Below are 11,912 nucleotides of genomic sequence, written 5' to 3'. Positions count from 1 at the left end.
ATACTGACGCCTCAATCTCACGGGGTAACGGGCGCTTGCCGGTGACGGCGGGCGTACGGAGTCAATGTGGTTTAAATCCAAGCTGCAACATCCGGATCCGGCAGTGCGACAGGCACATGTCGAGCAAATCGATGTGGACCAGGATGTGTTTGTCACTGTATTGCAGGATGACCCGCACCCGGATGTACGGGCGGCGGCGCTGGGGCGAATCGGACAGCTCGATGCCCTGCAGCAGGCCGCGACGAGCGACGACGACGATCGCGTTCGCAAGCTTGCCAGTGGCCGCATGCAGGCACTGGTAGCCGGGCAGGTCCAGGGCTCGCCGCTGGATACCCGGATGGAATTTTTGCGCCAGACCAGCGATTCCCGCCTGGTGCGGTTTATCGCCCGCAGCGGTGTAGAGCCGGAGTTGCGCAAACTGGCGGTGACCCGGCTGGTGGGTAGCAATTCTGATGACCAGGTGCGTGACCTGCTTTGTGAAATTGCGGTTGGCGATACGGTGCAGGAGATTCGTGAAAGCGCCGTCCAGCCGATTGTTGACCAGCAGCACCTCGAGCGGGTCGCCGAGCACGCGCGCGGTCGTGACAAAAAAATCTATCGCCTGGTGCGCGAGCGTCTGGACCGGATTGAGGCGCAGCAGGCAGCAGCGCAGGGTCTGCAGGAATGCTGTGACGCGATCGAACAGTTGAGTTCCGGTGAATTCTCTGAAGACGGCAAGAGCGAACAGCTGCGACTCGAAAACCTGGTGGCGCAGTGGCAGACACACCACGATGTAGTTGAGGACATCGACTCCGGGCTGGTAGCCCGATTCGAAGAAGGGCGCAGCGCGGTTGCACAACGGCTGGCAAAGCTTCACGAGCTGGCAAGTCAGCGTGATGCGGTGATGACAGAGCTGCGCGCCCATCTCGACGATGATGTTTCGTCGCCGGTCGCTGACCTGACCAGGCGCTGGCACGATCTCGGCACCGCAACGGCCGCACAGCAAAGACAGTTCGACCAGCTGGTCCGGCAGGTAGCCGAGCACGACAGCCGGCGTGACCGTGACCAGAGCAGGGCAGTGACGCGGCGCAGGATTATCGAGGACATGCGCCGGGCAGCGGCTGGTGAATTGCTGACAAAAGCCGATCTGACGCGGCTCGAAGATCGCTGGGCAAAAAGCAAGGCGCCCGAGGATGCGACGGTGGAAGCTGAGCTGGAGGCAGAATACAGCGCGTTGCGCCAAAGCCTTGCCAGTCGGCTGGAGAAGCAGGCTGCAGCGCTGGAAAGTGACATTGATTCCGTAACCAGCTTGCTCGATCAGTATCACGCCGCCCTGGAGGACGGCAAGCTGGGCGAGGCTGTACCGCTGCACGACAAGGCTGTAAGCCTGATGGCGCGACTGGATCTGCCCGATACGCAGCATAAGAAACTGCAGCAGCGCCTGCGCGACGGCGAACCGCGCATGACTGAGCTAAAACGCTGGCGACACTGGGGCACTGATCGCAAGCGCGAGGAGCTGTGCGAAAAAGCGGTTGCGCTTGGCGACAGTGACATGAAAATACCGGACATCGCTCGCGCCGTGCGTGAATATCGTGAGCAATGGAAGGCGCTGGACAAGTCGGACGGGCCGGCCGGCAAGAAGCTGTGGCATCGATTCGACAGCGCTTGCGAAAAAGCCTACGAGCCGTGCCAGGCTCTGTTCAACCAGCAAAAAGAGCAGCGCGCCGCGAACATGGAGCAACGGGTTGCAATCTGCGAGGAGCTGGAGCGGCTGGCAGGTGAAACTGACTGGGAGCAACCGGCGTGGCGCGATATCGCGGAAAAGACCCGGGATCTGCAGCAACGGTGGCACAAGGCCGGGCCGGTCGACCGGCGGCAAAAGAACAAGATACAAAAGCGTTACGACGGCGCACAGGCGGTACTTGATGAACACCTCGGTACCATGCGCAAAAGAGAAATCGAGCGACGCGAAAAGCTTATTGAGCGCGTTGAGAGTCTGGCGGAGGAGCCGGATTCGCGCAATCACGTGCAGGTGGCAAAGCAGGCACAAAGAGACTGGAAGCCGCTGGTGCAGGCTGGCCGGCGCCGCGAGCAGCAACTGTGGAAACGCTTTCGCGCGGCCTGCGACGCGGTGTTTGAAAAGCGCAAGGAAACATTTGCTGCCGCGGACGCAGAGCGTGCCCACAACCTGGCTGAAAAGAAGGCGGTGCTGGGCCAGGTAACGGAAATGCAAGCAGAGCTTAAGCAGGTGCTGGCTGGCAGTGCCGGTACTGCAGAACTGGCAGCCGCTTCACGAAAAAAGGTAAAGCAGCTAAGTGCCGGATGGCGGCGCATCGGCGCGGTGCCGCGTGACAAGCAGGCAATCGACAAGGAATTCGGTAAATCCTGCAGCAGCCTGCTGGATCTGTGCGGCCAGCTGGACAAGCATATTGCCCGCCAGGCGATGGAGCAGATGCGCGAGACAGCACAGCGTCTCGATGAACTGGAGCGGCAGGTTGCTGCAGGAGCAAGCGTTGACGCTGAGGCCGTAACGGCTGTAGTACAACTGGCGGATGGATTCGACGCCGATTTCCGGCAGCGCGCGCGAAGCGTGGCAGAAGCGGCACAGGGCGATGACGGTGCGGTGGCAAAAGTGACTGCGGGACTGGAAGACAACCTGGAAAAGAAACGTCGTCTTTGCCTGGAGATGGAGATTGCTGCCAACATCGAATCGCCGGACGAGTTCAGTGAAGAACGCATGCAATACCGGGTCACGCAGTTGTCCGAGTCGCTCAGTGGCAACCGCCAGACGCTCGACCCGGGTGAGCTGGAAAAGTCATGGTATTGCAGCGGTGCGGTGCCAGCCGATCAGCGCGAGGCACTGGAACAGCGTTTCCGGCGTGCACTCGAGGCACTGAGCAGCCACTGACATCGTTGTGACTGATGCTCTAGACAGCGAACAGGAGCGCCTGAAGCAGCAGGAGCTGGGCGATACCCGGTGGCAGCGCTGGGGTCCGTACATGTCGGAACGCGCCTGGGGCACGGTGCGCGAAGACTACAGCGCCAAAGGCGATGCCTGGAATCACTTCCCTTTTGAACATGCCGTGGCGCGTGCCTACCGCTGGAGTGAAGACGGTCTGGCCGGCATCAGCGATATCGAACAGCGCCTGTGCTTTTCGCTGGCTTTGTGGAACGGCCGCGACCCGATACTCAAGGAACGAGCATTCGGCCTGACCAATGAGCAGGGAAATCGTGGCGAGGAGGTAAAGGAGTACTATTTTTACCTCGATGCGACGCCAACCCACAGTTGGATGCGCTACCTGTACAAATATCCGCAGGCCGCGTATCCGTATCGCGAAATAGCCAGCCGGAATGCCAGGCTCAGGCGCAGCGACCGGCCGTACGGGCTGATGGATACCGGTGCGTTTGAATCGGGTTACTGGGATGTGCTGGTCAGCTACGCCAAAGCCGGTCCGGAAAGCATTTTTATCCAGGTTGCGGTGACCAATCGCGGTCCGAATGCGGCAGAGATTTCATTGCTGCCAATGCTGTGGTGGCGCAATACGTGGAGCTGGAGCGGGGCTGCGGCAAAGTCATCCCTGCGCACGACAAAAGCGCCCGACGGATCAGCGTGGGCGGTCGAAGCAGACGACCAGGAATTTGCCGGGTATCACCTGCTGGGCTCGCAGGACGCACAGGTCCTGTTCACCGACAATGAGTCAAACGCTGATTTGCTGTGGGGCGAGGATGGCGTCCCGTACAGCAAGGACGCTTTCAACCGCTACCTGGTGCATGGCGAGAAAGATGCCGTGCGCGCTGAGGGTCACGGGACCCGGACAGCGGCGCTGCGAACGATCAAGGCAGGCCCCGGCGAAACACACTACTTTGATATGTGGCTCGGCCGCGGCAAACCCGACAAGGCATTCGCCGGCATGCAGGAGATGTTGGCAAAAAGAAGGGGCGAAGCCGATGAGTTTTATCGGCAGCTGCAGCCGGACGCGACCGCTGAGGATCAACGCATTATGCGCCAGGCGCTTGCCGGCATGATCTGGGGCAAGCAGTTTTACCATTACGATGTCGATAAGTGGCTTGAGGGCGACGCACTGAGCCCGCCGCCGCAACGCAAGCGTGGACGCAACTGTAACTGGCGGCACCTGCGAGCCGGCGACATCATCAGCATGCCGGATACCTGGGAGTATCCGTGGTTTGCCGCCTGGGACCTGGCCTACCAGTGTGCGCCGCTGAGCCTGGTTGATATGCCGTTTGCCAAGCAGCAGCTGGAGGTATTGCTGGGCGAACGCTACCTGCATCCCACCGGGGCTATTCCGGCTTACGAGTGGAATTTCAGCGACGTGAATCCTCCGGTGCACCCAGGTTTTGCGTTGCGGCTGTTCCGCACCGATCGCGAGCGCAACGGGGTGGCCGATTACTCGTTCCTGCGGCGGGTGTTTCACAAGCTGCTGCTCAACTACGCCTGGTGGCTCAACCGTAAAGATGTCCACGGGCAAAGCCTGTTTGACGGCGGCTTTCTCGGGCTGGATAACATTTCGGTCTTTGACCGCTCGCATTCACCGCTGCCGTCCGGATACCGGCTGGTGCAGGCAGATGCGACGGGCTGGATGGCGATGTATGCGCTGAACATGACCGTTATTGCGCTGGAGATTGCCGCAGTACAGCCGGACTACGAAGAGATAGCGATACAGTGTTACGAACAGTTCCTGGCAATCGCGGAATCGATCAGCGGCTACGATCGGGTTGGCCTGTCGCTGTGGGATGAGCAGGACGGATTTTTCAAGGATGTCGTGGTGGGGCCCGACGGCCAGCGCCACACGATCGATGTGTTTTCGTGGGTAGGTCTGGTGCCGCTGTTTGCCTGCGAAGTGATTGGCCCCGGCCTGTTGCAGGCATCACCACGCTTTGCCGCCTTGCTTCACGAACATCGCGGTGGCCGTGTTCACGGACATTTCGTGACCGAGTGTCCGGATGAAGACAATGCCCGCGGCGAGCACCTGCTGGCGCTGGTGAACCGGAACATGCTGCGCAGCGTGATTGAGCGGGTCCTGGACGAACGGCAGTTCCTGTCGCCATTTGGTATCCGCAGCCTGAGCCGTGCTCACGGAGGCGGCACACCGGTTGGCACCGTACCGGGCATTGGCGATGTCTTTATCGACTACGTCCCGGGCGAGGCTAACAGCCCGATGTACGGTGGCAATTCAAACTGGCGCGGGCCAATCTGGCTGCCGACCAACTATTCGCTGATCCTGGCGCTGGAAAGGTACTACCGTTACCTGGGCCCCGACTTCACGGTGACTGGCCCCGACGGACAAATAAACCTGCAGCAGGCGGCGGACCTCATAGCTGGTCGCGTGGTTGATCTTTACCGGCGCAATGACGACGGTATCGTGCCCGCGCTGCGGCCGGACAGCCCGTTCCAGTCCGATCCGCATTGGCGCGAGCTGTGCCTGTTTTATGAGTACTTCCATGCCGACAACGGTCGCGGTCTGGGAGCTGCCCACCAGACCGGCTGGACTGGCTTGCTCGCCAACCTGATCCGCCGTTCCTATAACCCGAAGTAGCCTGTCGCAAGGTCTGATCAGGCCGGAACATTGCGCCTGGAGCGGGATCAGACTGATAACGCTCAGGAGTTTTTGAATGAAAGTATTTGCAATTGTCGCATCCGGGTTGGCTGCGCTGCTTCTGCTTCCGGTTGGCGCGGTGGCCGATAATGCGATGCGGGCTCACATGCGGCACCTGCTGAATGACGGCGATCAGTGGCTTGCTGACAATCCGCAGTACGACCCGGAGCGCGGTGGCCCGGCTGCATTCGGGCTGCAGTTTCGATTGCAACCTGATGGCAGCCATATTGTCGGCGAGCTGGGCGGCGTGTTCGAAGATGGCAAGCGCGCCACCTACTGGACACTGTATGCACTCTACAATCCGGTGACGGAGAAAGTGGTTACGCAGCAAATCGGCTGGGACGGCACCCTGGTTTATGGCGAAGTGCCGGTGCAGCCAGGAAAACTCCAGATTATCGACATGATCAGGTACGGTGCCGACGGCACGCTGAGCATTTCACGTCACGAGAACATTTACGATAACAGCGATACGCATACCAGCATCGTGTACAGCAGGAACGGAGCGGGGTGGTCACAGGACCAGGTCTGGGAATGGCGTCGTCATCCCCTCGAGAAAGCACCCGAACGGGCCCGGGTAAGCCCGGGGTCAAAACCGCCGGCGCAACTGGAGCGTCAGGTCGGACACCTGCTTGCAGGATCGGGGCGCTGGCGCGCGCCCAACCCGGACTTCAGTCCGGGCAGCGGCACAGAGAAATTCTATGGCATGAACTATCGCTGGGGACCGCACCGGCAGCATGTGATTGGCGAGATTGTCAGCATCTACGAAGACGGCCGGCAAACGAAGGACTGGTCGAAATACATTATCTTCAACCCGGTCACTGAAAAGGTATATATGCAGCAGACAGGCTCGCGTGGTGTTTACTTCGAAGGTGAACTTGGCGAACAGGACGGGCGCAAGGTGCATGCCGGGCTGATTTACATACCCAATGGCACGTTAAAGTCAGTGCGCGACGAAATTGAAATTATTGACGACAATACCTTTGTCTCGCATGTATTCGAGCGCGACGCCAGCGGCGGCTGGACCAAAAAACGTCAGTGGACCTGGACACTGCAGCCGGGCGCACAATAACCGCAGGGTTATTTAACCTGCACCTTATGTGACAATTCAGCCAGCTGGCGGGCTCAAGACTGGCCCGTACCGGCCGTTACCTCTTACAGGAAACGGGTAAAAGGGCTGGAGTTACAGCATGATCAAGGGTCCGGGCGGATACGATTTGCAGTCGCTGGCAGCGGCATTCACGCGTGCCAGGGGCAGAGGCGGGCCGGTGCGAGGCACTATGCCGGTTCCCGGTCATGACACCGTGCAGACCCGTCCTGTGGCGGGGCAGCGGCCTGAGTCACCACAAGGATCCGAGGCTTCCCAGCGTCCTGAGCATCCGGCAAGACCGGTTCACAATGGTCCTCAGGTCACGCGGCCGGCGGAAGATAACTCCATGATGCAGCGCATGCGCGCCGCCTTCATGAGCGCCGAGGGCGACGACCGTTTTGCTGCTGACCTGGATCTTAATGCTGATGGCCGTATTGATCTGAAAGACCTGGCTGCGTTGCGTCACCAGCAACAGCCGGAACGACCGGCCAAGCCAGTACAGCCTGGCAACCAGGTAACACGGCCGGCAGAGGAAACTTCCATGATTGACCGCATGCGTGCGGCTTTCATGAGCGTCGAGGGCGATGACCGTTTTGCTGCTGACCTCGATCTTCATGCCGATGGTCGTATTGACCTGAAAGATCTGGCAGCGCTCCGCGATCAGCAGCGACCGGCCTCTAACGAGGACATGCTGCAGCGCATGCGTGCCTCATTCCTGCTTGCTGCCGGCGATGACGGTTTTGATGCGTCGGTGGATCTGAACCGCGACGGTCGCGTTGACCTGGCGGACATTGTCGCGTTGCGTTCGCGCATGGATGCCACAACGCCGGTACCGCCGGCTGAACCTGCGGCTGGAAAACCTGCGGTGGAACAGGCCAGCGATGCCGCAACCAGCGTTCACAACCTGCACGCGGATCACCCTGACATGATGCAGAGCATTCGCGGCTCGTTCATGACGCGACTGGGTGACGATGCGTACAGTGCTGTGGCGGACCTCAATGCCGATGGCGCGGTTGACCTGCTCGACCTGGCTGAGTGGCGCAGCCGCAACCACGAGGCATAGTTTCTCGCGCCGCAGCCTGCGGCAAATACCGGATGGTATAGTGACTGGCTACACCAGGAAGCCAGTTGATGCCGCGCGCGATAATAATTGTCCTTGACTCGTTTGGAATCGGCGCCACCGAGGATGCCGGCCGCTTTGGCGATGTCGGCGCAAATACGCTTGGCAGCATCGCAAAGTTTCGCGAGCGTTCGGGCCAGAGCCTCAGCCTGCCAAATTTAGCTCGGCTGGGTCTGTTTAATGCGGCGCGCGACAGCAGCGGCGAGGTCCCGGCGGGTTGTACGCTGCCGAAGACTATAGATGGCGCTTATGGCTATGCGGCTGAACTCAGCAGCGGCAAGGATACGCCAAGCGGGCACTGGGAAATGGCGGGGGTCCCGGTACTGTTTGACTGGGGTTACTTCACCGACAAGACCGACACGTTTCCGCCAGCATTAATTGACCAGCTGATCGCTCGTTGTGACTTGCCGGGTGTGCTGGGGAATTGTCACGCCTCCGGCACGGAGATCATTGCCAGCCTCGGCGAGGAACACGTGCGCTCAGGGAAGCCGATTGTCTATACATCGGCCGACAGCGTTTTCCAGATTGCCTGCCATGAGAAAGCGTTCGGTCTCGAGCGCCTGTACCAGGTGTGTGACGTGGCACGCGAACTGGTTGATGAATACAATATCGGACGGGTAATCGCCCGTCCTTTTGTAGGAACCAGCGCCAGTGACTTCGAGCGTACCGGAAACCGTCGCGACCTGGCGGTGCCGCCGCCGGCAGAAACGTTGCTGGACAAGCTGGTCGCCGATGGCGGAGAGGTCGTTGGGATCGGTAAGATCCCGGATATATTCGCGCATCGCGGCGTGACCGAAAAAATCAAGGCAACAGGCAATGCAGCCCTGATCGACGCAACGGTTGCAGCCCTGGAGTCAGCACCGGACCGGTCAATAGTATTTACCAACCTGGTTGATTTCGACATGTTGTACGGTCATCGCCGGGATCCGGCCGGTTATGCCGATGCGCTGGAATATTTTGATGAACAACTGCCCGGGATTATTGAGGCCATGGCGCCCGATGACCTGCTGGTGATCAGTGCCGACCATGGTTGCGACCCAAGCTGGCCGGGATCCGACCATACCCGCGAACACATCCCGGTAATTGTCTATGGCAATGCCGTCAACCCGGGCTCGCTGGGCAAGCGTGACACTTTTGCCGACATCGGCCAGAGCCTGGCCAGCCTGTTCGGCCTGCCGCCGATGGACCACGGCACTTCCTTCCTCACCTCGTAACCGTTCCTGCAGGAGCGGCTGCAGGAGCGGCCGTGGGAGCGGACGTGGGAGCGGCCGTGGGAGCGGCCGTGGGAGCGGACGTGGGAGCGGCTTCCAGCCGCGACTTACCCGCAAGATACTCCCGTGGGAGCGGCTTCCAGCCGCGACTACCCGGCAATATGCTTTTGCAAAACCAGCTTCAGCTGCAAATCACCACCGGCAGCAATCATAGCGTCGGCATTTGTTTGCCACACCGATTTCCAGGCTCGCAATAGCCGGCAAACAAGCTCCGCCTGTTGCGGAAGCTGCGTATGGGCCTTGTTCTCGATCCCCGCTATCGTTGCGGTACCGAAAGGACAGTAACGAGAGGAAAGTAGCATGTCGCTGCTGAGCAGGATCAGGCAGAAGGCGCGGGCACCGTACGATCCGGATATTACTTACCTGCTGTCGCTCATTTCAACGTGGAGCTATGGCGAGGGAGAGGCCCTGAGAAAGGTTCTTGCGCGGGACAGTGTTGCGGCAAGGGAACCTGACATTCATCACTACCGTGTCCGAAACCCGGCACTACCCGTGGACGCGAACGGTTTCCTGATTACTCTCGACGAGGGTTTTCACGTGCTCAGTTTTCGCGGTACCGAACCGACACACCTGGTTGATGTATTGACCGACGCGCTGGTGGAAAAGCACATCTGGGATAATGACGACGAAGAATGGGTGCACCGCGGCTTCTTCCTGAGCATGGATGTGCTGTGGCCCGAACTCTGCGATCGTCTCGCCACACTGGAGGGCGATCTCTATGTCACCGGCCACAGCCTGGGCGGCGCAATAGCGGTACTCGCCGGGCGTCGCATAGTTGACAGCGAACTGGTGTCCCCCGCACTGCAGGGCATCTACACGTTTGGGCAGCCGATGGTTGGAAACAGCAGGTTCGCCCGGCAGAGCGAGGGCCTGAACCTGCACCGCCACGTCTACGACCCCGACCTGGTGGCTTACCTGCCACCGACCGGTGTCGGTGCCGGCAATTACGTGCACTTCGGCACTCTTTACACCGCGATCGACGGCCATGATGAAAAGGTCTGGAGCAAAGTGGACGGCGGAAATGATGAGCCGAAAAGCTGCCACATTTCCGAGATCCTGCCCGGTTTCCTCACACCGCTCATGGAAAGATTACAGTTCCCGAGCATACCGCTCATGGCGACCAGTTACGGTTTGCGCATGGCTGGCCTGGCGCTGTCACTTTCGAGCCTGCAGGATGTCCTCGACGCGCCAAAAGTTCTCGGACGGAAGCTGTCCTTCGAGCACCACATCCCGTCACACTACGTCGATATATCCCGGGCCAGCCGCCGCGGCGCGCACAGCGAGTCGGCCTCGAAACGGGGAGCCGTGGACTGACTGATTCAGTGGCTGGTCGCCAGGTGACTAATAGCCAGGCGTCTCCGCCGCCGGAATGCGTAGCGGCGGCGTTATCCCTACCGGTCCTGGCCAGTGACCAGCTCGGCCCTGATCCGCGCGGTCAGTTCGCCGGCTTCACGTCGCAGCCGGTACTTGTTAATCGACAGCACCTCGCGGTTACGCATCAAAATGCGACCGTCGACGATCACCGTGGTCACGTCGTGTTCGTCGGCGACATAGGCCAGGTGTGAAATAACGCCGTAGATCGGCACGAAACTCAGGTCAGCCAATGACACCTGGATCAGGTCAGCCCGCATTCCCGGAGCGAGCTGGCCGACCTGGTCGCCAAGACCAATGGCCGCGGCGCCTTCGGCTGTGGCCAGGCTGAGAGCACGACGGGCGGGCAGTGCGGTCGGGTCCATTTCGCTGACCTTGGCCAGGAACGTGGCCAGGCGAATTTCTTCCCACATGTCGAGGTCATTGTTGCTGGCCGCACCGTCGGTACCCAGGCCGACCTTTACGCCGGCAGCGAGCATGCTGCTCACCGGCGAGACGCCTGACGCAAGCTTCATGTTTGACGTCGGGTTGTGAATCACACCGACACCGTGTTGTGCCAGCTTCTGCTTGTCGCTGTCGCTTGGCCAGACAACATGCGCGGCAATAACCGGGTTATCAAAAAAATCCAGCCGCTCCAGCAGTTCTGTTGACGTGCTGTCGTGCTGTTCGCGTATCACCTGGGTCTCGAACGGTGATTCAGACAGGTGAATGGTCGTCGGTACGCCGATTTCGAACGCCGCATCACGCACCTTGCGCACCCATTCGGTCGGCAGCGTGTAGACCGAGTGAGCAGCAATCGCCGGAATGATGCGTGGATTGCGGTCTTTCCAGCGCCGTGCAAATTCCGCTGCCTGGGCCAGCGACTGCGCACCGTTTTCGGCATCCGGGCTTTTCTGGTCAATCACCGTCGGCGCAACTATGGCGCGCAGCCCGCAGCGCTCCACTGCTTCTGCAACCGCATCGGGAAAATAGTAGAGGTCGACAAAAGTTGTAGTGCCGCCACGGATCATCTCCCAGCACGCCAGTTCAGTACCGATACGTACAAACTCTTCGTCGACAAAACGAACCTCGGCAGGAAAAATGTAGTCCTGCAGCCACTGCATCAGCTCCAGGTCATCGGCAATACCGCGCAACAGGCTCATGGCCGCATGGGTGTGGCCATTGACCAGCCCCGGCATCACCACCGTTTGCTCGCCGCTGATGGTCTGGGTGGATGAGTAGCGTTTTGCGATGTCGGCCGCCTTACCGACCGCAACGATCTCGCCCGCGGAGATGGCAACCGCGCCGGATGCGATCATTTCATCGCCATTCATGGTCAGGACGTAGTCGCCCTCGACAACCAGATCCACCGAGGTGCGGCGGTCGCCCGCCGTGGGGTTGGTGGCGCAGGCGCTCAGCAGGGCGGCGCAGCAGGCGATCAGGGGGCGTAAAGTCATGGTACTCACCGGTGCAGTTTGGAGGCGATAATA

At 60.3% G+C, this 11,912-nt stretch carries 7 protein-coding genes; 6 read left to right on the top strand and 1 reads right to left on the bottom strand.

Annotation, left to right across the window (positions count from 1 at the left end):
* Positions 1 to 64: 64 nt before the first annotated feature.
* The 6 genes from HKN06_03800 (at position 65) to HKN06_03775 (ending at position 10,386) form a co-directional block, all read left to right on the top strand.
* Complete coding sequence (locus HKN06_03800; protein ID NNF60438.1) at positions 65 to 2,887, top strand: DUF349 domain-containing protein; 2,823 nt, start codon at positions 65 to 67, stop codon at positions 2,885 to 2,887.
* A gap of 7 nt (positions 2,888 to 2,894) precedes the next feature.
* A complete protein-coding gene (locus HKN06_03795; GenBank protein ID NNF60437.1) occupies positions 2,895 to 5,534 on the top strand; it encodes a glucosidase in 2,640 nt (879 codons plus the stop codon).
* A 76-nt stretch (positions 5,535 to 5,610) separates the two neighbouring features.
* Positions 5,611 to 6,663, top strand: a complete 1,053-nt coding sequence (locus tag HKN06_03790) for a hypothetical protein (GenBank protein ID NNF60436.1) — start codon at positions 5,611 to 5,613, stop codon at positions 6,661 to 6,663.
* 118 nt (positions 6,664 to 6,781) lie between these two features.
* On the top strand, positions 6,782 to 7,744 hold the full coding sequence (locus HKN06_03785; protein ID NNF60435.1) for a hypothetical protein: 963 nt from the start codon (positions 6,782 to 6,784) through the stop codon (positions 7,742 to 7,744).
* Between the two features lie 68 nt (positions 7,745 to 7,812).
* Entirely contained in the window at positions 7,813 to 9,015 is a 1,203-nt protein-coding gene (locus tag HKN06_03780; GenBank protein ID NNF60434.1) for a phosphopentomutase, read from the top strand.
* A gap of 357 nt (positions 9,016 to 9,372) precedes the next feature.
* Entirely contained in the window at positions 9,373 to 10,386 is a 1,014-nt protein-coding gene (locus HKN06_03775; GenBank protein NNF60433.1) for a lipase family protein, read from the top strand.
* A 77-nt stretch (positions 10,387 to 10,463) separates the two neighbouring features.
* Here the strand turns inward: HKN06_03775 and HKN06_03770 are convergent, their stop codons facing one another.
* Positions 10,464 to 11,879 (bottom strand): amidohydrolase, encoded by a 1,416-nt coding sequence (locus HKN06_03770; GenBank protein NNF60432.1) that lies wholly within the window; start codon positions 11,877 to 11,879, stop codon positions 10,464 to 10,466.
* Positions 11,880 to 11,912 lie beyond the last annotated feature (33 nt).

The organism is Gammaproteobacteria bacterium (genome assembly GCA_013003425.1).
Taxonomy (GTDB): domain Bacteria; phylum Pseudomonadota; class Gammaproteobacteria; order Steroidobacterales; family JABDKV01; genus JABDJB01.
The sequence above is the reverse complement of the archived record's forward strand: the minus strand, read 5'-3'. Positions and strand labels throughout refer to the sequence as shown.